Below are 22,773 nucleotides of genomic sequence, written 5' to 3'. Positions count from 1 at the left end.
CACCGTGAGCAGTACCCGCGATGTGGACATCACCAAGATCATCGACGACTCGCCCCTGTCATCCCTGCAGAAGCGTGTCCTCGCCCTGTGCCTCGGTCTCGCGATCCTCGATGGCATCGACGCACAACTCATCGGGTTCGTCATTCCTGCCATGTCGGCGGACTGGGGACTGTCGCCCGCGTCCTTCGGCTTCGCGCTCGCGCTGAGTACCGGCGCGATGGTCGTGGGCAGCCTGCTCTTCGGGCCGCTGGCCGACCGCTACGGCCGCCGCAGGATCATCATGGTGTGCACTGTCATCTTCGCGGTGTTCACGCTCGCCACCGCGCTGGTGACCTCCATGACGGCGCTGATCGTGCTGCGCGTGATCGCGGGTCTCGGCCTCGGCGGTGTGACACCGAATCTCATCGCGATGGTGAGCGAATACAGTCCTGCCCGGATGAGGGCGACGATGGTGACCGTGACGGTCGCGGGCATGTCGCTGGGTGGCTTCGTCGGTGGTTTCGCGGCCGCGTTCCTCATCCCGAAGTTCGGGTGGCAGGCGCTGTTCGTCGTCGGTGGCGTGTTACCGCTGATCTTGATGGCTGTGGCGATGCGGTGGCTGCCGGAATCCGTGAAGTTCCTCGTTGCCCGAGGCCGCAACGAGGAGGCCGCGCACATCGTCGACGAGATCGCGCCCCACGCACGCGTCACCGCCACGGCCAGGTTCGTGCAGGACACGTCGACCGTGACGAAGTCGCCGGTGAGCGTCCTGTTCCAGGGCGGCCGCGCGGTCGACACGGTCCTGTTGTGGGGCGTGTTCGTCATCAACTTCCTGGTCATCTATTTTCTGCTCAGCTGGATGCCGACGCTGTTCGGCGAAGGCGGTCGGAGTGCATCGACCGCGTTGCTCGCCGCGTCGCTGTTCAACCTCGGCGGGATGACGGGTGCGCTGACATTCGGCCGGATCACCGACCGGATCGGCAACGGCTTCGTCGTGGTGATGGCGGGCTACACGCTCGGAGCCGTGTTCACTGCGCTGGTCGCAATGCTTCTCGGCAGCGGATGGTTGCTGCTGCTGGCGGTCTTCTTCGTCGGATTCGGCATGTCCGGTAGCTCGGCCGGCATCATCGCAATCGCAGCCACGGTGTATCCGGTTGCGGTCCGCGCGACGGGTGTCGGCTGGGCAATGGGCATCGGGCGAATCGGCTCGATCGCGGGTCCGGCGGTCGGCGCGCTTCTGATCGCGGCGGGGTTGGGTGCGCAGAGCATCTTCCTCCTCACGATCGTGCCGACGCTGCTCGCTGTCGTGACTCTCGGGGTCATGTCCATCCGGAATCGCCGAGCGCAGAGCAACCGCCGTTCCGAGACCGCTACGACACCCCACACCATGGCTGCAGCCGAATAGCCCTACGCGGTTGACGGTTATTCACCGCATGGAGTTCTGCTGGTGAATAACCGTTTGCCGTTCGTGGCCGCCGCAACAGGCTCATGTTGTGCCATTTACCTACAGATGTTAGATTGCGATGACGTCGGTGACGATCATCACATCCTGCAGAGCCCATCGCCTCTGCCGAACAGCGGACGGAGCGGACAGTGCCGGTGAAGTTGTCCTATTGCCGCCTGTGCCCCGCCTCGTGCGGGGTGCGGGTGGAGGTCGACGGCGATCGGATCCTCGGCATCGTCGGCGACGGACTGCACCCGTTGTCGGGCGGCTACTCGTGTCCGAAAGGACGTCGTGGTGGCGACTTCCATCAGGGGCCGGATCGGCTCACCACCTCGATGCGCCGCACCCCCGGCGGCAACTTCGAGCCCATCCCGGTGGAGGTGGCGATCGCGGAGATTGCCGAGCGCCTCGAAGCGATCACGGGGGAGCACGGTCCGGACGCACTGGCATTGTTCATGGGAACCCAGCAGAACTTCGCGGCGCTGACCGGCCCGATGGCGCGGGCGTGGTTCCGCACCACCGGATCCCGGAAACTGTTCTCGACCATGACGATCGATCAGTCCGCCAAGTGGATCGTGCAGTCGCGGATGGGGGAGTATCTCGGCGGGCGCCAGCGCTTCGACACCGCGGACGTGTGGCTGCTGGCCGGCACGAACCCGATGGTGTCGCTCAACGGCGGTGACGGGGACGGCGCGATCACCCAGAACCCGTCCGTGACGATCCGCAGGGCGCGCGAGCGAGGGCTGAAGCTCATCGTCGTCGATCCTCGGCGCACCGAAACTGCGGTTCGTGCGGACCTGCACCTGCAGCTCCGCCCCGGCACCGATGCCGCACTGTTCGCAGGACTGCTGCACGTGATCCTGTCCGAGGGTTGTCACGATCACGGGTTCTGCGAGCGCTTCGCAGACGGCCTCGAGGAGCTCGGCGCGGCGGTCGCACCGGCGACACCGGCGCACACCGAAGCGGTGACGGGCGTGCCGGCCGCCGATGTCATCCGCGCGGCCCGGATGTTCGCGGCGGGGCGGCGGGGCATGGCGACAACGGGCACCGGGGTGTGCATGGGCCCGCATTCCAATGTCGCCGAACACCTGGCCGCGTGCCTGAACGTCGTCTGCGGTCGGTACCTCCGCGAAGGCGAGGTGACACCCAACCGGAACGTTCTCGCACGGACGACCCCGTTGAAGGCGGAGGTTCGTCCGCCGTACCGGACCTGGGAATCCGGGTTCCGCAGCCGCATCGGCCGGATCGGCACGATGAACGGCGAGCTGCCGTCGGGCATTCTTGCCGACGAGATCCTCGAGCCGGGCGCCGACCGGGTGCGGGCACTGGTGGTCTCGGGCGGGAACCCGGCGCGGGCCCTGCCGGATCGGGAGAAGGTCGAACGTGCACTGAGCGAGCTGGAGCTCTTGGTGTGCGTCGACACGCGAATGTCCGACACCGCCCGGCTGGCCGACTATGTGATCGCGCCGACGATGGCGTACGAGCGACCCGACCACACCTTGCTGATGGAGTTCTTCTTCGCCCGGCCCTTCGCGCAATACACACCACGACTCGTGGCTCCGCCCGCAGGCGTGATCGAGGACTGGGAGTTCTTCTTCCGCCTTGCCTCTGCGGCCGGGCACACGGTGAAGTTCGCCGGGCGGGTGCTCGATCCGGACGTGCCGCCCACCTCGGACGAAATGCTCGCGATGTTCGCAGAACGCGGGCGCGTTTCCATGGACGAAGTGATGTCGGCACGACGCGGCACGCTCGCGCCTCCGGAGGAGAAGGTGGTCGGTCCGCCCGCAGAAGGAGCGTCCGAACATCGCCTCGCCCTGTGCCCGGACGATGTGAGCGCAGAAATCGCTGCTGCACTGGGTGAGTCGACGCCACAACGCGGGCTCACCATGCGGCTGACGGTGCGCCGCATGCGGGAGCTGATGAATTCGGTGGGCCGGGATGTCAGCGGGCTCGCACGCTTCGGCTACAACCCCGCACACGTGAATCCGCAGGACCTGCGGCAGCTCGGCATCGAACACGGCGACATCGTGCGCATCCGCTCGGCCCACGGCCGCATCCGGGCTGTCGCACACACCGACCCCACCGTCCGACAGGGCACGGTCTCGATGACCCACTGCTGGGGTGCGTCCGACGCCGACGCGGACCCCCGCGGAGTCGGCAGCAATGTCAACGACCTGACCGGCTACGACCGAGTCCAGAACATCAACGCGATGCCGGTGATGACTGCGGTGCCGGTGGCCGTCGAATCGGAGGTCCCCGCCGGTGCTCACTGACACTTCCGCCACGACGGTCGGCGCACGCATCTGTCCGCTGTGCGAAGCGACGTGCGGTCTGCTCTTCGAACTCGGCGGACGCACGGTGACGTCGGTGAGGCCGAACCCCGACGACGTGTTCACCGCAGGGCACAGTTGCGCGAAGGGGCTGGGCCTCGGGCAACTGGAGAACGACCCCGACGTCATCCGCACTCCGTTGATCCGCGACGGGGACGATTTCCGTGAGGCAACGTGGGACGAGGCGTTTGCCGAGATCGGTCGGCGACTGCCTCCGATCATCGCGGCGGACCCCAACAGTTGCGCTGTCTACTCGGGCAACCCGGCCGCGCACCACCTGGACCCGTCGTTCTACACGTTGCCGCTGATCTCGGCGATCGGCACCCGCAATGTCTACTCGCCCGCCAGCATCGACACCCTTCCGAAGAACTACGCGAACGCATTGCTCTACGGAACCGGGCTCGGAATGGCGGTCCCCGATATCGACCGCACGTCGTATCTGCTGATCCTGGGGTCGAATCCGCTCGTGTCGAACGGGAGCACCGTCACCGCGCCGGGAATCGGGAGGCGTTTGGAAGCGCTGCGAGAGCGCGGTGGCACCCTGGTGGTGGTCGACCCGGCGCGCACCCGGACGGCGGAGGTCGCCGACCTCCATCTCGCCATCCGGCCCGGTACCGATGCGTTTCTCCTGCTCGCACTCGTCTCGGTGATCGCGACCGAGGGGCTTGCTGCGCCCGGGCGCCTGACCGGGTACGTCGACGGATTGGACGACGTCCTTCGGCTCACAGAACAGTTCACCCCGGACGCGGTCGCGGAGATCTGCGGTATCGACGCCGACGTGATCCGCCGGATCGCACGGGATTTCGCCGCTGCCGACTCGGCCGTTGCCCATTCCCGGATGGGTTCGTGCACACAGGAGTTCGGTTCGGTCGCCAACTGGATGGTCGAGATCCTCAACATCGTGACCGGCAACCTCGATCGGCCGGGGGGCGCGATGTTCCCCGTGCCACCGGCAGGCGGTCCGACCACCTGGCCCGCCAACCCGAAGGCTCCGCTCGTGTTCGACCGATGGCGGTCGCGGGTCCGGAACATGCCGGAGGCGATGGGAGAGATCCCCGCGGTCTGTTTCGCCGAGGAAGTCCTGACCCCGGGCCCGGGACAGGTGCGGAGCCTGATCACGATCTCCGGCAACCTGGCACGGTCGTTTCCGAACAGCCACGCTGTCGAGGCCGCCCTGGCCGATCTCGAATTCATGGTGTGCATCGACGGGTACCTCAACGAGACGACCCGCTATGCCGATGTCATCCTGCCACCTCCACCGCTGACGACGCGGGGCCACCACGACCTCGCGCTCACCCACTTCCAGGTGCGCAATGTGGCCCGGTACACGGCCCCGTTGCTCGAGCCGAGTCCGGGCCAGGTCCCCGAGTGGCAGATCCTGCTGCGCCTCGCGGCAATCGTCCGTGGCGAACCTGAGCGGCCGGTCACCGAGCTCGACGACGAGGTCGCCACCACAGCGATCCGTCGCGCAGCGAAGCTCGCGGGCTGCGAACTCGACGACGTCGTACGGGCGACCGCGGGCCGCACCGGCCCGCAGCGGCTGCTGGACCTGCGGTTGCGCAGCGGCCCGTACGGCGACCGGTTCGGTGCCGTTCCCGGCGGACTGACCCTCGAACTGCTCGAACGCAATCCCAACGGCATCGACTACGGGCCGTTGCAACCGCGAATCCCCGAGGTGCTGCGGACCCCGAATGGACGGATCAACCTCGTCCCCGATGCGTTGACCGCCGACCTGCCGCGCCTGCGTGACACGCTGGCACAACCCGTGCCGGAGCTGGTCCTCGTCAACCGGCGACAGCGTCGCGGTATGAACTCCTGGCTGCACAATGCGCTGCCACAGCCCGACACAGGTCAGTGTGCGCTGTTCATGAATCCGTTCGACGCTGCCGCACGCAACCTCGTGGACGGCGACACGGTGCGTATCGCATCGAAGACCAGCGCTGTCGTCGCCGAACTGCGCATCACCGACGCGATGCGTCAGGGCGTGGTGAGCCTGCCGCACGGGTGGGGTCACGACGGCCGTGGTCTCCGCACCACTCGCTCGGCCGCTGCACCCGGTGCGAACGTCAATGCCCTGGTCGACGACACCGTGGTCGAACCGCTGACAGGCGCCCCGATCTTCAACGGTTTCCCCGTCGACGTCACCCGCGTGGAAAGGCCGCAGTCATGACCGGGGAGTCGGGTGCTCTGACCGGCACCACGATCGGTGTCGTCGGCGCCGGGATGATGGGATCGGCCCTCGCGTACACGTGCGCACGGGCCGGCGCCGACGTCGTGCTCGTTGCGCGGACCCTCGGGGGTGCGCGCCGCGGAAGGGCGTACGCCGACCGGCGCGAACTGCATGCACTGCAGGCCGGGACGACGGATACGGCGGTCTCACAGGCGTTGCTCGCCCGCATCACGCCTACCGAACGGGTTTCGGACCTCGCGCCGGCCTCGTTGGTGGTCGAGGCCGTGGCGGAGAACGTCGCCGCCAAACAACAGGTCCTGCAGTCGGTCGAGGCCGTCACCGACTCGGGCACCTTCCTCGCGTCGACGACGTCGACCCTGCCGATCACAACCCTCGCATCCACGCTGGCACGTCCGGAGAACTTCGTCGGGATGCACTTCTTCTCGCCCGTCGACCGGATGGCGTTGGTGGAGACGATCACCGGTACGCGCACGTCGGAGACCACTCTCGCGGCATCCTTGACGTACTCACGGAAGCTCGGGAAGACGCCCATCGTGGTGCGCGACAGCCGGGGGTTCTTCACCAGCCGGGTGATGCAGCCCTATCTGGACGAGGCGATGGTCGCGGTCGGGGAAGGAATCGATCCGGTCCTCGTCGAGCGTGCGGCGCTCGAAGCGGGATACCCGGTGCCGCCATTGCAATTGCTCGACGAGATCACGTTGACCCTCAACCGCGCGGTGCAGCGAGAGAACCGAGCCGCTGTCGGGACCGCCGGCGGCGCGTGGCGGGCGACTGGTGCGGACCGTGTCCGCGACCGGATGATCGACGAGCACGGTCGAGTCGGTCGATCGGTGGGACGCGGATTCTACGAGTACGACACCGACGGCACGCGAATCGGATTGTGGCCCGGCCTTCGCGACGTGTTCGGGACGACCCGGAGTATCCCGGTCGACGACATGCGCGACCGGTTGCTCTTCGTCGAGGTGATCGAAGCGCTGCGTTGTCTCGACGAAGGTGTGATCGGTTCCGAGGCCGACGCAGACACCGGATCCGTTCTCGGCATCGGATTCCCCGCGCACACCGGTGGGGTCGTGTCGTTCAGGCGGTCCTATACCGGTGGTGCGGAGGGATTCACGGCTCGCGCCCGCGAACTTGCCGACCGCTACGGCCACCGCTTCCTCCCGCCGGAACAGAGTTCGGAAGCACACGATCAACCGGAGTATCCATGACATACGTAGTCACCCAAGCCTGCTGCAACGACGCGACGTGTGTCGCGGTGTGTCCGGTGAACTGCATTCACCCGACTCCCGACGAAGCGCAGTACGCGCGCACCGAGATGCTCTACATCGATCCGGACACCTGCATCGATTGCGGGGCGTGCGCCGACGTGTGTCCGGTGGAGGCGATCGCGCCCGACAGCGATCTCACAGCCGAGACCGAGATCTACAAGGATCTCAATGCCGCATACTTCCTGGGGAACCCGACCGTGTCCGGCCCGACGGAGGTGCCGAAGGAGCCCGTCGTCGTCGCCGAGCGGCCCGGTCCGCTGCGGGTGGCGATCGTGGGTTCCGGTCCGTCCGCCTTCTACGCTGCCGAGGAATTGCTGAAACGGCGTGACATCGACGTGGAGGTCTCCATGTTCGAGCGGCTCCCCGTCGTCGGTGGGCTCGTCCGCTTCGGTGTGGCACCGGATCATCAGACGACGAAGGCCGTCGAGCGGGTCTTCGCCCGTACCGCCGGCCGCAACGGCTTCCGCGCATTTCTCGGTGTGGAGGTCGGACGTGACCTCAGCGTCGACGAACTGCTCGACCACCACCATGCGGTGATCCACGCAGGCGGCGCTTCCGACGACCGGAAGCTCGGTATCCCGGGCGAAGACCTGCCGGGCAGCTTTGCCGCACGTGAATTCGTGGCCTGGTACAACGGGCATCCGGACTACGCCGACCGTACGTTCGATCTGTCGGGGCGTCGCGCCGTGGTGATCGGCAACGGCAATGTCGCGTTGGATGTAGCGCGGATCCTGGCACGCGATCCCGAGCGGCTCGTGCCCGGCGACATCGCGGAGCATGCTCTGGATGTACTGCGCCGCAGCGCGATCGAGGAGGTGGTGGTGCTCGGGCGCCGCGGCCCCGAGCACGGGGCGTTCACGACACCGGAACTGCTGGCGCTGGGCTCGTTGCCCGAGCTGGACGTGACCGTCCACGGCGGTTACGACGCGCCGGAGGGCGCCTCGATCAAGCTGCAGACGATCGCCGAGTACGCGCACCGGCGTCCGCAACCGGGCAGGCGGAGGATCACGCTACGCTTCCAGGCCGCGCCGGTCGAGATTCTCGGCGGCACTCGCGTCGAGGGTCTGCGGATCGCACCGTACGGCCAGGCGGGGCCCGGCGAGGACCTCGACGCGTCTCTGGTGTTGCGGTCTGTGGGGTATCGCGGCCGTCCGGTGTCGGGTCTGCCGTTCGACGCGGTCCGCGGAACGATACCCAACGTCGCAGGTCGCGTCGTCGATCCGGCCGGCAACCGTCCGATATCCGGTGTCTACGTAGCAGGCTGGATCAAGCGGGGGCCGACCGGCGTGATCGGGACCAATCGATATTGCGCAGCCGAGACCGTCGAAGCGATCGTTGCTGACCACGAACGCGCCCTCCTGTCGCGGCCGAGCCGCACGGGCGACGATCTGGCGGCGATCGTCGAGACGCGCTGTCCGGACGCGTTCGGCTTCGACGGCTGGCGGCGCATCGACCGGTACGAACGTACCGAGGGGCGTCGTCAAGGCCGTGCCCGTCGGAAACTGGTCGAGGTCGATGCGATGCGCGCCGTCGCCCATGGTGCGGACGCCCATTCGTACTTGCCTCAATAAACAACAACCTTTAGATTTAACAGGCGGGTGTGATCTGCGCCTCACCGAGGTGGGCCCGCATCGACGACACACATTCATGGAGGGCTACATGAGCGGCACCGTTGTAGACGCTTTGACCTACTGGTCTCGGTCGAAGCCGGATCTGCCCGCGATCGATTTCGACGGCGATGTCGTCAGCTACGCAGAGCTGTCGAGCTGGGCAGACGGTGTTGCGCACGACCTCGCCTCCCGTGGCGTCGCGCCGGGTGATCGAGTGGGCTTCCTCGGTGCCAACAGCCTGGAATGGGCCGTGGCCTCGCTCGGCGCCATGAAGGTCGGCGCCATCGCCGTGGGTTTCAACCAGCGCATGCTCACCGGCGAGCTCACCACCCTCGTCGACGACTGTGAACCCTCCGTGGTCTACTGCGAAGAGGCACTGCTGCCGCGACTCGAAGAGGTCCAGCAGGCACGCAACACCTTCTCGGTCGCCGTGTTCGAGAAGGATGTGCGCCCGCTGCGCGGCCGCGAACACGCGAAGTACCGCTCGCCGGTCGTCGATCTCGACACTCCCACTGCCATCGTGTTCACCAGCGGCACCACCGGGAAGCCGAAGGGTGTGATCTTCACGCACGCCACGATTGCCGGTGAGATGCACGAGTGGTCGCTGATGGAACCGATTCAGCCGAACGGTCTGCGCCCGGTACTGGTGCTTCCGCTGTTCACCGCCGCCGGCATCGTCTGGGGCATCTCGCGTGTCGTGCTGCACGGCGGAACCTTGTTCCTGCAGCCGGGATTCGACCCGTCGTCGGCGCTGCGCATCCTCTCCGAGGACAAGGCCAACACCCTGACCGGGCCCCCGATTCTCTTCGAACAGATCGCGAAGGTGCCCGGATTTGCCGACACGGATCTGAGCCACATGATCACCGCACACGTCGGCGGTGCCCGCGTGCCTGTCGACCTGCTGCACAAGTGGCAGGCCCAAGGGGTGTCCCTGAGGCAGATCTACGGTCAGACCGAGATCGGCGGATCGGCCACCGCAATGCCGCGGGACGAAGCCGCGGAACACCCCGACAAGTGCGGGTGGGGCGGCATCTTCACGAAGATCCGGGTGGTCGACCCCGAAGGAAACGACCTCCCGCCCAACGAAACCGGTCAGATCCTGCTGCGCGGACCGGGCATGATGCCGGGATACTGGCGCAACGAGGAGGCCACCCGTGCGACTCTGATCGACGGCTGGCTCCAGACCGGCGACCTCGGCAAGCTCGACGAGAACGGCTACCTCACGTACGTCGACCGCCTCAAGGACATGATCATCTCCGGTGGCCTGAACATCTCGCCCGCCGAGATCGAGACCGTCATCAACCAGATCCCAGGGGTCGAGGAGGTCGCGGTGATCAGCGTCCCCGACGCCAAGTTCGGCGAGACCCCGGCAGCGCTGGTCAGGACGAGCGCGCAGATGAAGGAATCCGAGGTCGTCGCCTTCTGCAACGAGCGCCTCGCCGACTACAAGGTGCCGCGCTACGTCGTCTTCATGGACGAGCCGCTGCCCCGGATGCCCAGCGGGAAGATCGCGAAGCGCCAGTTGCGCGACACCTTCGCGGATGTGCCCGACAACTACGAGAAGGTCCGGTAATCCAGTGGTGAACCCGCAGAAAGTTGCTGTCGTTACCGGCGGGGGGCGCGGCATCGGCGCGGCCATCTCGCAGCGGCTCGCCGCCGATGGATTCGCCGTCGCGGTCAACTATTCGCGTAGTGCGCGCGATGCCGAGGACGTAGTCGCGAAGATCGTCGCGGACGGCGGACAGGCCGTGGCAATCAGGGCCGACATCTCGAAAGCCGCCGACGCGGAACGGCTCATCGCCGACACGACGGCCCGACTGGGTGCTCCCACCGTGCTCGTCAACAATGCGGGCATGAACAAGGCCGGTGCGGCCCGTAAGCAGTCCCCCGACGAGTTCGACGAAGTCATTGCGGTCAATCTCAACGGCGCGTTCTACTGTACACACTTCGCATTGCCCGCAATGTACGACGCAGGTTGGGGCCGTGTGGTGTTCGTGAACAGCCCGTCGGGCGGGCGCCGGCCGTCGCCCGGCATGAGTGCCTATTCCGCAGCCAAGGCCGGTCTCGTAGCCATGACCAAGACGATGGCGGTGGAGGTGGCCCGTCGCGGCATCACGGTCAACTCTGTGATGCCCGGCTTCGTCGCCACGGACATCGTGTCGTCGGGAGGCGAAGCCGGCGTGGAGGCCCTGACCAGGCACTGGCCGTCGATTCCGCCCGAGTCGATCGCCTCGACGGTGTCGTTCCTGGTGAGCGACAACGCCGCCGACGTCTCCGGTGAGGAGATCGGTGTGTGGCGGGGTGGTCCGGTCGGCGTCTGAGATGCGACCACGATGCGACCCGTGCCGATTCGATCGGCACGGGTCGCATCGTTGTTGCGTGCCCCCTGCACCCGTGCGCGTTTCTGGTAGCTCTCGCTACCAGAAACGCGCACGGTGTTGGGTAGGTGTTACACCGACACCGGGGCTCGGTCGTCGTCCTGCTTCAGGACGGACGACGACCGGGTACGGGACAGGACGGTTGCTGCGAAACCGAGCAGCGAGACGACGCAGACCAGGAGGCTGAGCCACACCGTCGTGTCGTCGAACGCCAAGGCGACTGCGATGACCGGGACGATTGCCGCGCCGAGCGCGTTGCCGGCCTCACGACCGAGACCGAGGCCACTGTAGGCGTGCTGCGTGTGGAACAACTCGATGACGTACGCGCCCATCGGACCGAAGATGGCGGCGACTCCGACCCCGTTGCCCAGTGCCATGACCACCCAGTACAGCAACGGAGGAGTTGCTGCCCCCGACAGGAGTGAAATGCCCACCCACGCGAATACGGCGCTGTAGAGGAAGCCGAACATGATCACAGGCTGTCGTCCGACACGATCCGAGAGTGCTCCGAAGAGCGGGATCAGAACGGTATTCGTGAGTTGCGCAGCGATCAGGCCGACCAGTACTTCGGTTCTACCGAAACCGAGCTGGTTGGTGCCGAAGGTGCCCATGAACACGATGTAGAAGTAGCCGATACCGGTCTGTCCGATGGTCATCACAAGGACGGTCAGAAGGGCGCGCGGCTGCTGTCGGATCACATCGAGAATGGGACTCTTCGACAGGGCGTCGGATTCCTTGATCTCGCGGAACGCGGGCGTCTCGGGCAGGGCGCGACGGAGCCACAGGCCGTAGGCGAGGATCACGACGCTGAGCAGGAACGGAATGCGCCAGCCCCACGCGAGGAAGGCCTCTTGGGACATCAGGGCGGACACCAGGAGGAGCGACAAGGTTCCGAGCACGCCACCGAGTGCCGCGCCCATGCCGGGGAGGGAGCCGAGCAACCCACGCTTCTTCTCGGGTGCGAACTCGACGGCGACGAGGGCGGCACCGCCGTACTCACCGCTGGCCCCGATACCCTGGAGAATGCGCAGGAAGACCAGCAGAGCCGGTGCAGCCCATCCGATCTGCGCGTAACTGGGCAGAAGCCCGACGAGGAGGGTTGCCCCTCCCATCAGCAGCATCGTGAAGACCAGGATCTTCTTGCGTCCGATGCGGTCACCGAGGCTGCCGAGAATCACGCCACCTACCGGGCGGACGAGGAAGCCGACCGCGAACGTGGCGACCGCCTGTAGTGTTCCCAGGAACGGGCTCGAGCCGGTGAAGAACACGCTGGCGAAGACAATCGACGCCGCCGAGGCGTAGAGGCTGAAGTCGTAGTACTCGAGCAGGGTTCCTACGAAGGCGGCACGGCTTGCGCGTCGTGAGTCCGCGCGGGAGGGCCCGGAGGTCGTGTTCGGGGGAGGGCCTGCAGCCGCGGTCGTACGTTCGGTCATGCGAAACCTCGATGTGAGTGATGGGCGATCTGCCCGAATGATGCAGTGACGGAAACCACATTAAGCTATAGGCATTAGATTTGTCTATCGGGGTCCGTTGTGCCCGCGCCGTGTGACATCGACGTTGATGCCGGTGAGGTGCGACTGATTGCTGAGGACGTCGTATCCGTCTTTCCCGATGGGGGAGAGTCTGTTCACGTTCGCACCGGGCTGGCGCCGCGCCACCTCGAGGCTGCGAGCGGAGCTCTGACCCCATCCGTGTGTCATCGCGACTACGCCCGGCTTGAGGGCCTCGTCGTATGCCAGTACCGCGTCGACCGACCCGTAACGGTTGTGGACGGTGACGTCGTCACCGGCGACCAGTCCGCGCCGCTCCGCGTCGGCCGGGTTCATCCACAGGGGATTATTCTGGTGCACTCCTTGTTTCAGTACCGGAAGGTTGTGCAGCCAGCTGTTCACCATGTACAGGGTGCGGCGTGTGATGAGCTTGAGCTGGTCGGCACTCTCGGTGGACAACTCCTCGAGAATGTCCTCGGCGGTGCGGTATGCGCGCCGGAAAACTGCCGGGCAGCAGTCGATCAGGCCGTCGTCGTGCTGCACTGCGATGGTGAACACGTGCGACGGGTCCGCCTCGGGCAACACCGCGGTCTGGCAAGGCATTTCCTTCAGCCGCTCGATACTCAGGCCCGAGTCGCGCATGGCGGCATCCGCGTTGGCGAGGGGGTCGGGATCGGGACTGTCGAGCAGCGTCTCCACGCCCATCTCCTGCTGGATTCGTGACAGGATCCACCAGTCGTCGCGCCGGTCGCCCCTCGGCGGTACCACCGCGGGGGTGTACTGCACGTAGGGCTCCATCGCGACGCCCATCGTGTTCAGGAAGTTGAGGTCCTCGTGTTCGAGCCAATCCGTGGCGGGGAGAACGTAATCCGCCATCTCGCCGGTGACCGTGCGGTACAGGTCGATCGTCACGATCAGTTCCAGGTCTTTCAGGGCGCGGCGCAGGCGCTCTTCTCCGCCTACCGACAACAGCGGGTTACCGGAGATGACGATCAACGCTCTGATCGGATCATCCCGAGTCTCGATGTACTCCGACAGCATTGCTGCGGGCAGATCCCCACTGACAGTGCGGACCTCGCCCACGCTGTTATGGAAGAACGGATTCTCGCGCTTGCGCTTCGAATTCTGCACGACGTCGGTCATGCCGCGGGAGTAGATGTTGCCGCCTCGGCGGCCGAGGTTGCCGGTGAAGAGACTGATCATGTTGAGCATCCAGTACGCCAGCGTGCCCTGGCGTCCCTGGTTCACGCCGGTCGCCATGTAGATGCTGGCGGTGGGGGCGGTGCAGAAGTCCTCGGCGACCTTCCTGATGACGTCGGCCTCGATGCCGGTCGCCGCCGTTACTCGCTCGACGGGATACGCCCGGAGGAAATCGAGCAGCCCGTCGATGTTGCGTGCATGCTTCTCCACCGCGGTGCGGTCGTACCCGATCCGGAACACGATCTCGTGCAGGATCGCCGCGAGGAAGTAGAAGTCGGAATCGGGTTTGATCAGCAGCACGTCACCGGTGTCCGGTCCCGACGACTCGATCCGCCGCGGGTTGACGAACAGGACGGTCCCTCCGCGCTGCTTGACCGCCTTGATCTTGGCCATCGGGTTCGAGATGTGCATGAGGGTCATGTGCGAGACGAGGGGGTTGCTGCCGAGACACAGGAAATAGTCGGTGTGCAGCAGATCCGGGATCGGATGCGCCATCGACGCCCCGTAGATCGCCTCGCTTGCAGCGTATTTTGCAGAGGTATCCTGGGTGCCGGCGCTGAAACGCATCCTGGTGTCGAAACCACGCGCGAGTGCCGCCGCGTTGGCGTAGTAGGTGCCGTTGAACGCCGACGGGTTGCCTTGGTAGACGGCGAGCGCGTTGCGCCCGTACCGCCGGCGGATGTCCCCGAGCTTGTCGGCGATCTCGCGTACCGCATCGTCCCAGTCGATCGGTACGAAGTCGCCGACCTCCTCGTGGCGAGGATTCGTGCGCTTGAGCGGGCGGTCGAGGCGGTTCGGATCGTCGTGGACCTGGAGGAAGTGCACACCCTTGTGGCAGGCGAATCCCTGGTGGATCGGGTGATCCTTGTCCGGCTGCAGTGAGACTACCTGGTCGTCCCGGACGTCTGCGACGAGACCGCACCCCGGTTCGCAGATGCGGCAGAACGTGTGGACCCGGCGCGTCGTCACCTGGTCAACCGCCCACGGCGGCTGCGCAAGTCGATGCCGCCCACGGCGGCTGCGCGAGTCGATGCCGCCTGCGCCTCGTCCCGATAGTTGGACGGCCACTTCTTGCCCAGGGTCAGTCCCCCGTCGACTCCGAGGGCCTGGCCCGTGACGAACTCGGAGTCGTCCGAGGCGAGGAACGCCGCGGCGTGCGCAAGGTCCTCGGGTTCGCCGGCTCGCGGGATGGGCTGGAACGTCGTCAGGCTGCCCCGTACGGCGTCGACGCTGCGGTCGAGTGCTTCGTCCTCGAGTCCCGCACCGTGGCCTACGATGCGGGTGGCGACTCCTCCGGGGACCAGTGCATTGACGCGGATCCGGAATTCGGCCAGCTCCACGGCCGCGGTCCGGGTCAGTTGGAGCACGGCGGCCTTCGCGGCGCTGTAGGGATGCGGTCCGAATCCGGTGCGCACGCCCGCGACGCTCGAGACGTTGACGATGCTGCCGGAGCCCTGGTCGCGCATCACGCGCGCGGCATGCTTGGTTCCGAGGAACACGCTGCGTGCGAGCACGGCGAACCCGTCTTCCCATTCCTCGAGGGAGGTGTCCTCGAGGAATGTCCAGGCACCGACGCGGCCCGCGTTGTTGACCATGCAGTCGAGCCGTCCGAACCGGTCGACCGCCAGCGCGACGGCGGCCTCGACCTCGGATTCGGTGCGTACATCGGTGTGCAGGTAGGCGCCGCGGGGACCGAGGGCGGCAGCAACGGTCTCCCCGCGAGCGTCGTCGATATCCGCGACGATCACACGCGCCCCGCGCTCGACGAACACGTGAGCAGTGGCTGCGCCGATTCCGCTCGCGGCTCCCGTCACCACGGCAACCTTGCCGTCGAGGTTCGTCATGGTGGACTCCTTCGGTTGTGCTCGCCGGTTCCTCGAGCTTTAATCTAAAGCCATTAGTCTTCTTCTGTCGAATCCTTCGTCCCTGGGGAGAGCCATATGTCCGATGCGACACCGATCCTGACCGAGCGGCCGCGGCCGGGCATTCTCCTGATTCGCCTCAATCGCCCGGACGAGCTCAATGCCATGAACGTCGACCTCATCGACGCGCTGCACGAGGTGCTCGCCGAGGTGCGGGACGATTCGACCACCCGCGCGATTGTGCTCACCGGTGAAGGACGTGCCTTCTGCGCAGGTCTGGATCTGCGCGGATACGGAATCCCGCAGGGTGCGACCGAGGGGGAGGGTCGCGCGCAACTCGGACTGCGGGTGCAGAAGCACATCGCGGGTCTCGTCGATGCATTCCGCGGTGCGCGGCCACCGATCATCGCGGCCGTCAACGGGGCCGCGGCGGGCGGCGGAATGTCGCTCGCCCTCATGTCCGACATACGCATCGTGTCCGAATCCGCGGTGTTCCATGCCGCGTTCATTCGCCGCGGCCTGTCCAACTGCGACATCGGAATGAGCTGGCTCCTGCCCCGCATGATCGGCTTCTCCCGGGCTGCGCAGATCATGCTCACCGGCAGGTCCATCGACGCCGCCGAAGCCGAACGGATCGGGCTCGTCTCGTCCGTCGAACCCGCCGACAAGCTGCTCGACGTCGCGCTGGACACCGCCGGGGCCATCGCGCAGAACAGCCCGTTCGGCGTCTGGATGACCAAGGAAGTGATGTGGTCGAACCTGGAGGCGCCCAGCATGCGCGCTGCAATCGACCTCGAGAACCGTACGCAGATCCTCAGCTCGTTGACGCGCGATCACAAGGAAGCCGTCGTCTCGTTCCTCGAGAAGCGGCCGCCGGCGTTCCAGAATCACTGACCGGCACCGATTGATTCGACGACACACCGAAGAGGCAGTGAAAGCAGCATGAGAGTTGGAATCGCCGCAGGGTATTGGGGTTCGGGCCCGCCGCGCAATGTCGAACGGATGCTCGCCGAGGCCGAAGCGCTCGGGGTCGACAGCTTCTGGACCGCCGAGACCTACGGGTCCGACGCGCTGACACCTCTCGCGTGGTGGGGTGCGCAGACGTCGAGGATCAAGCTGGGGACGTCGGTGTGCCAGATGTCGGCGCGCACACCGACGGCGCTGGCGATGGCCGCGCAGACCCTCGATCACCTCAGCGGTGGTCGCGTGATCATCGGCATCGGCGCGTCCGGGCCGCAGGTCGTCGAGGGCTGGTACGGGCAGCCCTACCCGCGACCTCTCGAACGCACCCGCGAGTACATCGAGATCATGCGGCAGGTGTGGGCGCGTGAGGAGCCGGTGACCTACTCGGGACGGCACTACCAGCTGCCGCTCCAGGGCGGCTCCGGACTGGGGAAGCCGCTCAAGTCGATCGTCCACCCCCTGCGTGACGACGTCCCCGTCTACATGGGCGCCGAGGGCCCGAAGAACGTGGCGCTCGCCGCCGAGATCGCCGACGGCTGGACGCCGCTGTGGTTCTCGCCCAAGAGCGACGAGTTCTACCGCACGGCACTCGCCGAAGGCTTTTCGCGTGAGGGAGCGCGCCGCACCGCCGATGACTTCGAGGTTGCGAACGTGTGCTGGCTCCTCGAGAACGACGACGTGGAGAAGGCCGCCGCCCGGCTCAAGCCGACGGTCGCGCTCTACGCCGGCGGTATGGGGGCCAAGGGTGCCAACTTCCACAACGACGTGTTCGCCCGCATGGGGTGGGGCGAGGTGTGCGCCGAGATCCAGGAGCTGTACCTGAGCGGGCGGCCCGAGCTCGCCGCACAGGCCGTGCCCACCGAGATGGTCGAGGACGTCGCCCTGGTCGGTCCCGCGGACAAGATCATCGAAGAGATCGAAACCAAGTGGAAGTCCACGTGCCTGACCACCCTCATCCTCGGTGGGTGGCCGAAGCCGGAGAACCGCGAGCGCATTCTGGAGGCAGTGCAGTCGTGACCCTCGATCCGAGAACCCCGATCCTGGTCGGCACCGGCCAGGTCGACGAACGCGGCGGCGGCGTGGAGCCCGTCGATCTCATGGTGCGCGCGGCGCGCGAGGCCGCTGCCGATGCCGGGTCCGCGCGCCTGCTCGAACTGGTCGACTCCGTCCGCGTGGTCGGGCTCCTGTCCTGGCGTTACCGCGACCCGGGCGCACTCGTCGGCGAGCGCATCGGCGCGACCGTACGGCACACCGGTTACTCCGGAAACGGTGGGAGCACGCCGCAGGTGCTGGTCAACGGTGCCGCCGAGGACATCGCCGCTGGCCGCGCCGACGTCGTGCTCATCGGTGGCGCCGAATCCTGGCGGACCCGCATGAAGCTGCGGGCGCAGAAGCAGCGACCCGAGTGGAGCGTGCAGGACGAGTCGGTGCCCGCCGCCGAGATCATGGTCACCGATGTGCCGATGGCGGACGAGAGCGAACGCCGGATCGGTCTGGACCGGCCCTCGTACGTCTATCCGCTGTTCGAGCAGGCGCTGCGGGTCTCGGCGGGACGCTCCCTCGAGGAGCACCGCGAGTTCATCGGGGGCCTGTGGTCGCGGTTCAGCAAGATCGCGGCAACGAACCCGAATGCGTGGGTGCAACGGGAGTACACCGCGGCGGAGATCGCGACACCGTCGCCCGAGAACCGGATGATCTCCACGCCCTACACCAAGCTGCTGAACTCGAACAACATGGTCGATCAGGGCGCGGTGCTGCTGATGTGCTCGGTCGAGACGGCCGCCCGGCTCGGTATCCCGCGGGAGAACTGGGTCTTTCCGCAGTCCGGCACCGAATCGCACGATACGTATGCGATCGCCGAACGGGGTGCCCTCGACGGGTCACCGGCGATTCGCATTGCGGGGGCGCGGGCTCTCGAGCTCGCGGGTATCGGGCTGGACGATGTCGCGCACGTCGATGTGTACTCGTGTTTTCCGTCGGCGGTACAGGTTGCGGCGAACGAGCTGGGGTTGGCGCTGGATGATCCGGGTCGGCCGCTGACCGTGACCGGTGGTCTGACGTTCGGGGGTGGCCCGTGGAACAACTACGTGAGCCATTCGATCGCGACCATGGCGAAACGGGTGCGTGAGTCCCCGGGTTCGTACGGTCTGGTGACCGCCAACAGCGGCTATCTCACGAAGCACGCCATGGGCGTGTACCGGACGGAACCTCCCGCCGGAGGATTCCGGCGGCTGGACGTGCAGGCCGAGGTGGCGGGGCAGCCCACGACCGCCGCGCTCATGTCCTACGCGGGCACGGCGTCGGCGGAGTCGTGGACCGTGGTGTACGGCCGCGACGGTTCGCCGGAGCGTGGTTTCCTCGCGGCACGCACTGCCGCAGGGGAGCGAACCCTCGCGGCGACCACGGACGCCGAGGATCTCGCGCGCCTCACGGAGGGCGATGTTGCAGGTCAGCACGTTTCGATCACGGAGGACGGGCAGTTCCACTTCGCGCGACGTTGACGGCATTTATCTAACGACATAAGGTTATTGCACTGACGGACACGACAGGCTCGTGTCACGAATCGAGGAGTTCACAGATGTCTGTCGAAGACTTTCGTGCACTGTACGAACAGCATGTCGGCTACGTTGTCGCCGGAAACATGAAGGCCGCTCTCGCCGACATGGTGCGAGAGAACATTCCGCAGGTCTTCGACGGAATCGACACCCCCCGCGAGGCCACGAAAGGCTTCGAGATCAAGGACGTGCGCGCCGAGGGCGACCGGATGGTGGGCGAGACCGTCTACGACATGGGCGACCGTTCGATCGGGCTGCGCTCCATCTGGGAGCTCCACGACGGACGCTGGCTCGCGGCGAAGCTCGAGAACTTCCCCGCCGGAACGGAGGCGAACGCATGACCGCAACAGAACTCGCGACCGAACCCTGGGGACCCGCGCCGGACGGACTCGATCAGCCGTACTGGGACGGTCTCCTTGCCGGTGAGCTGCGCCTTCAGCGCTGCAGCGATTGCCGCACGTGGATCTGGGGGCCGCAGGCCATTTGCGGTCACTGCCACAGCTTCGACCTCGGATGGGAAACCGTCGAGCCGGCCGGCACCGTCTACAGCTGGAATCGCAGCTGGTACCCGTACATGGACGAATATGCCGAGCGGTTGCCGTACGTGACGGTGCTCGTCGAACTGCCGCACGCCGGTGGCCGACGGGTGCTGGGCATTCTCGCAGACGACATCGACGCGAACCCCGAGATCGGCGACCGGGTCGTCGGAGTCTTCGAGCGGACCGAGGGCGCCGCCTGGCCGTTGCTGCGCTGGCGCCGGGCCGATTCGATCGTAGAGGGAGAAATGCGATGAGCGCCAACATCATGCGCGGCGCGACGGCCGTCGTCGGCGTCGCCGAACAGCATTACAAGCGCGGCGAAGCCCCGCACAGCGAGAAGCGCATGACTCTCGAGGTCATCCTCCGGGCGTGTGCCGACGCGGGTATCAACCCCCGCGAGATCGACGGCTTCGTCTCCTACGCGGGCGGCGCCAACGACGGCGCCATCATCGGCGGCGCACTGCTGATCGACGAACTGCGTTGGTCGAACATGATGTGGGGTGGGGGCGGCGGCAGCGTCGCAGCGGCCATCACGAATGCAGCCACTGCGATCGCCACCGGTCAAGCCGAGTGTGTTGTGGTCTATCGCGCGATGACGCAGGCGGATACGGGTCGGCTCGGATACGCGAAGTACCACTACGGCAGTCACTTCCTCGCGCACGGCATCGGCTCGCCCGCGCAGATCTGCGCGATGCGCACCCAGCGGATGCTCGAGCACGGCGGGGTGCCGCGGTCGGCCATGCGATCCCTGGTCCTCGCGTCGTACCAGCACGCGCAGAGCAACCCGACGGCGCAGGGTTACGGACGCCCACTCGACGAGGAGACCTACGAGGATTCGCGGTTGATCGCAGAGCCGTTCCACCTGTTCGACTGCTCCCGTGAAAGCGACGGTGCGGTCGCGCTGGTGCTCGTCTCGGCCGAGCGGGCGAAGACCTTGCGTCCCGACCCGGCGTATCTACTGGCAGGCGCGCAAGGTGCACCGGGCGGATACTCGGAACTGATCGACAACGATCTCGGCGAGCAGTACATGACCGCCGGATTCGGCCCGGCCAACAACGGAAAACCCGGTGTCGCCGAAAGGCTTTGGTCTGCAGCCGGTCTCGGACCGGATGATGTCGACGTGGTCCAGGTCTACGAGAACTTCAGTGGTCCTGCTGTCGCGGCACTGATCGATCACGGCCTCTGTCCGCCGGGGGAAGCTGCCGGCACCTTCATGACCGTCGAGAACCTCACCGCGCCGAACGGCAAACTGCCCATCAACACCAGCGGCGGCAACCTCGCCGATTCGTTCATCAACGGTCTGAACCTCGCGGTCGAAGCGGTCCGGCAGATCCGCGGCACCTCGACCAACCCGGTGGAGGGCGCGAAGACCTCCCTGTTCATCGGCGGCCCGATGGCGCCGTTGGTGAGCTCGGTGCTGTTCGGCCACGAAGACACCCTCTGACCGCCACGTCCGAAAGGCACGACATGAACGACCGTGACACCAATAGTCTGGACCGGAGCGAGCTGTTCATCGGCGGACGGTGGGTAGCGCCGAAGTCCGGTGGCGGCGTGGACGTCATCGAGGCGGCCACCGAGAAGGTGCTGGGTACCTCCGCTCTCGCGTCCGACGCCGACATCGATGCGGCCGTCGCGGCCGCGCGTACCGCCCTGACGGGTCCGTGGAGCAGGCTGACCAACGTCGAACGGGCCGACCTGCTCGACACGTTCGCGGCCGCCCTCAAGTCACGTGGTCGCGACACGTCCCGGCTGGTGAGCCGCGAGAACGGCATGCCGATCGCGCTGTCGGGCGGTGTGAACGGTTTCGGCCCCGCGGCGATGCTCTCGTACTACGCAGGTCTGATCCGCGAAGCGTCCAACGAGGACGTGCGGCCGAGTGCATTCGGCGGTCGCACCGTCGTGCGCCGCGAGCCCGTGGGCGTGGTCGCGGCAATCACGCCGTGGAACTACCCGCAGCCGCTCGCTGCGATGAAGCTCGCTCCCGCGCTCGCGGCGGGATGCACGGTGGTGCTCAAGCCCGCCCCCGAGACCGCACTCGATGCGTTCGCCTTCGCCGACGCCGCGCTCGAGGCGGGTCTGCCCGACGGTGTGGTCAACGTCGTCCCCGCCGACCGCGACGCCGGTGCCTACCTGGTTTCGCACCCGGGCGTCGACAAGGTGGCGTTCACCGGGTCCACCGCGGCAGGTCGCGCGATCGGGGCGGTCTGCGGTCGGCTGCTGCGGCCGGTCACGCTCGAGCTCGGCGGCAAGTCCGCGGCGATCGTCACCGAGCACGCCGATCTCGACGTCTTCGCGAAGAACCTGCTCGAGGTGTCGCTGGTCAACAACGGCCAGACCTGCCACGCGAGCACCCGGATCCTCGCCCCGCGCTCGCGGTACGACGAGGTCGTGGACGCGGTCACCGAGACCGTGCGGGCACTGACCGTCGGTGATCCGCTCGACAAGGCCACCAACGTGGGTCCGCTGGTCTCGGCCGCGCAGCGCGACCGCGTCCTCGGCTACATCGCTTCGGGCCGCGCCGACGGCTACCGCATCACCACCGGCGGCGGCGTCCCTGCCGACCAGCCGCTGGGGTGGTTCGTCGAGCCGACCGTGTTCGCCGACGTCGACAACTCCGCGCGCATCGCGCAGGAGGAGATCTTCGGTCCGGTGCTGACCATCACCGCGTACGACGGTGAGAACGAGGCAGTTGCCATCGCCAACGACTCGGAGTACGGACTCGGCGGTACTGTCTGGACCACAGACGAACAGCACGGCCTCGACCTCGCGGCGCGGATTCACAGCGGCACAGTCGGAGTGAACTACTACGCCCTCGATCTGGACGCGCCGTTCGGCGGCGTCAAGTCGTCGGGGCTGGGCCGCGAGCTCGGCCCGGAGGGACTGGCACCGTACTTCACCGCGAAGTCGGTGTACTTCGGAACTCGCTGACCAGAGCCAGGTCTCGCGGCGAGCACACACTATTGG

17 protein-coding genes are annotated in these 22,773 nt (G+C 66.8%); 14 read left to right on the top strand and 3 right to left on the bottom strand.

Annotated features, from left to right (window positions below; translation table 11 throughout):
• The first annotated feature begins 4 nt into the window (after positions 1–4).
• The 7 genes from OCS65_RS23535 to OCS65_RS23505 all read left to right on the top strand — a co-directional run bounded on the left by OCS65_RS23535 (position 5) and on the right by OCS65_RS23505 (position 11,143).
• On the top strand, positions 5–1,384 hold the full coding sequence (locus OCS65_RS23535; protein ID WP_029541596.1) for an MFS transporter: 1,380 nt from the start codon (positions 5–7) through the stop codon (positions 1,382–1,384).
• Between the two features lie 188 nt (positions 1,385–1,572).
• Positions 1,573–3,696: a molybdopterin-containing oxidoreductase family protein gene (locus OCS65_RS23530; RefSeq protein ID WP_263507787.1), complete on the top strand. Its 2,124-nt coding sequence runs from the start codon at positions 1,573–1,575 to the stop codon at positions 3,694–3,696.
• Positions 3,686–5,923, top strand: coding sequence for a molybdopterin-dependent oxidoreductase (locus OCS65_RS23525; protein WP_065922964.1), 2,238 nt, complete (start codon positions 3,686–3,688; stop codon positions 5,921–5,923). Before OCS65_RS23530 ends, OCS65_RS23525 begins: the two co-directional genes overlap by 11 nt.
• A complete protein-coding gene (locus tag OCS65_RS23520) occupies positions 5,920–7,152 on the top strand; it encodes a 3-hydroxyacyl-CoA dehydrogenase family protein (protein WP_263507785.1) in 1,233 nt (410 codons plus the stop codon). Before OCS65_RS23525 ends, OCS65_RS23520 begins: the two co-directional genes overlap by 4 nt.
• The gene (locus tag OCS65_RS23515) at positions 7,149–8,783 is read left to right on the top strand and encodes an FAD-dependent oxidoreductase (protein WP_050034661.1); all 1,635 of its coding nucleotides are present in this window, start codon (positions 7,149–7,151) and stop codon (positions 8,781–8,783) included. The genes OCS65_RS23520 and OCS65_RS23515 overlap by 4 nt, the downstream gene beginning before the upstream one ends.
• An 88-nt stretch (positions 8,784–8,871) precedes the next feature.
• A complete protein-coding gene (locus OCS65_RS23510; protein ID WP_029541607.1) occupies positions 8,872–10,395 on the top strand; it encodes a class I adenylate-forming enzyme family protein in 1,524 nt (507 codons plus the stop codon).
• A gap of 7 nt (positions 10,396–10,402) precedes the next feature.
• Positions 10,403–11,143 carry an SDR family oxidoreductase gene (locus tag OCS65_RS23505; protein WP_029541609.1) on the top strand — a complete coding sequence of 247 codons (741 nt, stop codon included), beginning with the start codon at positions 10,403–10,405 and terminating at the stop codon, positions 11,141–11,143.
• 128 nt (positions 11,144–11,271) lie between these two features.
• On the opposite strand, the gene OCS65_RS23500 is transcribed toward OCS65_RS23505, so the two are convergent.
• The 3 genes from OCS65_RS23500 to OCS65_RS23490 form a co-directional block, all read right to left on the bottom strand.
• The gene (locus OCS65_RS23500) at positions 11,272–12,633 is read right to left on the bottom strand and encodes an MFS transporter (RefSeq protein WP_029541610.1); all 1,362 of its coding nucleotides are present in this window, start codon (positions 12,631–12,633) and stop codon (positions 11,272–11,274) included.
• Positions 12,634–12,717: 84 nt separating this feature from the next.
• A complete protein-coding gene (locus tag OCS65_RS23495) occupies positions 12,718–14,859 on the bottom strand; it encodes a molybdopterin-containing oxidoreductase family protein (RefSeq protein WP_102799947.1) in 2,142 nt (713 codons plus the stop codon).
• Entirely contained in the window at positions 14,856–15,734 is an 879-nt protein-coding gene (locus OCS65_RS23490; RefSeq protein ID WP_029541613.1) for a glucose 1-dehydrogenase, read from the bottom strand. Before OCS65_RS23490 ends, OCS65_RS23495 begins: the two co-directional genes overlap by 4 nt.
• A gap of 96 nt (positions 15,735–15,830) precedes the next feature.
• On the opposite strand from OCS65_RS23490, the gene OCS65_RS23485 reads away from it, so the two are divergent.
• The 7 genes from OCS65_RS23485 (at position 15,831) to OCS65_RS23455 (ending at position 22,737) form a co-directional block, all read left to right on the top strand.
• Complete coding sequence (locus OCS65_RS23485; RefSeq protein WP_006936325.1) at positions 15,831–16,646, top strand: enoyl-CoA hydratase/isomerase family protein; 816 nt, start codon at positions 15,831–15,833, stop codon at positions 16,644–16,646.
• Positions 16,647–16,694: 48 nt separating this feature from the next.
• A complete protein-coding gene (locus OCS65_RS23480; protein ID WP_050034664.1) occupies positions 16,695–17,732 on the top strand; it encodes an LLM class F420-dependent oxidoreductase in 1,038 nt (345 codons plus the stop codon).
• A complete protein-coding gene (locus OCS65_RS23475; protein WP_006936321.1) occupies positions 17,729–19,216 on the top strand; it encodes an acetyl-CoA acetyltransferase in 1,488 nt (495 codons plus the stop codon). The genes OCS65_RS23480 and OCS65_RS23475 overlap by 4 nt, the downstream gene beginning before the upstream one ends.
• Before the next feature lie 77 nt (positions 19,217–19,293).
• Positions 19,294–19,611, top strand: a complete 318-nt coding sequence (locus OCS65_RS23470) for a hypothetical protein (protein WP_029541620.1) — start codon at positions 19,294–19,296, stop codon at positions 19,609–19,611.
• Positions 19,608–20,063: a Zn-ribbon domain-containing OB-fold protein gene (locus tag OCS65_RS23465; protein ID WP_006936317.1), complete on the top strand. Its 456-nt coding sequence runs from the start codon at positions 19,608–19,610 to the stop codon at positions 20,061–20,063. The genes OCS65_RS23470 and OCS65_RS23465 overlap by 4 nt, the downstream gene beginning before the upstream one ends.
• On the top strand, positions 20,060–21,253 hold the full coding sequence (locus tag OCS65_RS23460) for a thiolase C-terminal domain-containing protein (protein ID WP_006936315.1): 1,194 nt from the start codon (positions 20,060–20,062) through the stop codon (positions 21,251–21,253). The genes OCS65_RS23465 and OCS65_RS23460 overlap by 4 nt, the downstream gene beginning before the upstream one ends.
• Before the next feature lie 23 nt (positions 21,254–21,276).
• Positions 21,277–22,737, top strand: coding sequence for an aldehyde dehydrogenase (locus OCS65_RS23455; RefSeq protein WP_065922960.1), 1,461 nt, complete (start codon positions 21,277–21,279; stop codon positions 22,735–22,737).
• Positions 22,738–22,773 lie beyond the last annotated feature (36 nt).

The sequence above is a fragment of the Rhodococcus aetherivorans genome (assembly GCF_025722975.1).
GTDB lineage: Bacteria > Actinomycetota > Actinomycetes > Mycobacteriales > Mycobacteriaceae > Rhodococcus > Rhodococcus aetherivorans.
Note: the sequence above shows the minus strand (reverse complement) of the source record. Positions and strands in the feature narration are given on the sequence as shown.

Bases quoted from the DNA above. Each gene is read 5' to 3' on its own strand.
- OCS65_RS23485 (WP_006936325.1), top strand. From the start codon at position 15,831: ATGTCCGATGCGACACCGATCCTGACCGAGCGGCCGCGGCCGGGCATT.
- OCS65_RS23480 (WP_050034664.1), top strand. From the start codon at position 16,695: ATGAGAGTTGGAATCGCCGCAGGGTATTGGGGTTCGGGCCCGCCGCGC.
- OCS65_RS23490 (WP_029541613.1), bottom strand. From the start codon at position 15,734: ATGACGAACCTCGACGGCAAGGTTGCCGTGGTGACGGGAGCCGCGAGC.
- OCS65_RS23470 (WP_029541620.1), top strand. From the start codon at position 19,294: ATGTCTGTCGAAGACTTTCGTGCACTGTACGAACAGCATGTCGGCTAC.
- OCS65_RS23515 (WP_050034661.1), top strand. From the start codon at position 7,149: ATGACATACGTAGTCACCCAAGCCTGCTGCAACGACGCGACGTGTGTC.
- OCS65_RS23510 (WP_029541607.1), top strand. From the start codon at position 8,872: ATGAGCGGCACCGTTGTAGACGCTTTGACCTACTGGTCTCGGTCGAAG.
- OCS65_RS23460 (WP_006936315.1), top strand. From the start codon at position 20,060: ATGAGCGCCAACATCATGCGCGGCGCGACGGCCGTCGTCGGCGTCGCC.
- OCS65_RS23465 (WP_006936317.1), top strand. From the start codon at position 19,608: ATGACCGCAACAGAACTCGCGACCGAACCCTGGGGACCCGCGCCGGAC.
- OCS65_RS23500 (WP_029541610.1), bottom strand. From the start codon at position 12,633: ATGACCGAACGTACGACCGCGGCTGCAGGCCCTCCCCCGAACACGACC.
- OCS65_RS23520 (WP_263507785.1), top strand. From the start codon at position 5,920: ATGACCGGGGAGTCGGGTGCTCTGACCGGCACCACGATCGGTGTCGTC.
- OCS65_RS23455 (WP_065922960.1), top strand. From the start codon at position 21,277: ATGAACGACCGTGACACCAATAGTCTGGACCGGAGCGAGCTGTTCATC.